The following is a 577-nucleotide window of genomic DNA, read 5'->3' on the forward strand; positions in this document are numbered from 1 at the left end:
TTGGTTCTGATTGTTGTGTTCCTGTTACCTCCCATTCGCAAGTATCGTTATTAAACGTTGCCGTTTCATAACATTCTGTCGTTGGTGCTGCTTCTTGTGTTCCTGTTACCTCCCAAATACACGTATCATCATTAAACGTTGCGGTTTCATAACATTCTGTCGCTGGCGCTGCTGATTGTTCTCCTGTTACATCCCAACTACACGTATCATTATTAAACGTCGCCGTTTCATAACATTCTGTCGTTGGTGCTGCTGATTGATCTCCTGTTACATCCCAACTACAAGTATCATTATTAAACGTTGCCGTTTCATAACATTCTGTCGTTGGTGCTGCTGATTGTTCTCCTGTTACATCCCAAATACACGTATCATTATTAAACGTTGCCGTTTCATAACATTCTGTCGTTGGCTCGGTTGCTTGATCTCCTGTTACATCCCAAGTACAACTTTCTGTATTAAACGTCGCTGTTTCCCAACATTCTGTCGCTGGTGCTGCTGCTTGTGTTCCTGTTACATCCCATATACACGTATCATTATTAAACGTTGCAGTTTCATAACATTCTGTGGTTGGAGCTGC

The 577-nt window shown here is 41.9% G+C and carries 1 protein-coding gene; it reads right to left on the reverse strand.

Annotated features, from left to right (window positions below):
* A partial coding sequence (locus ES677_RS15450; RefSeq protein WP_170235084.1) for a hypothetical protein occupies nucleotides 1–577 on the reverse strand: 577 nt, incomplete at both ends.

The organism is Bizionia gelidisalsuginis (assembly GCF_008086185.1).
GTDB lineage: Bacteria > Bacteroidota > Bacteroidia > Flavobacteriales > Flavobacteriaceae > Bizionia > Bizionia saleffrena.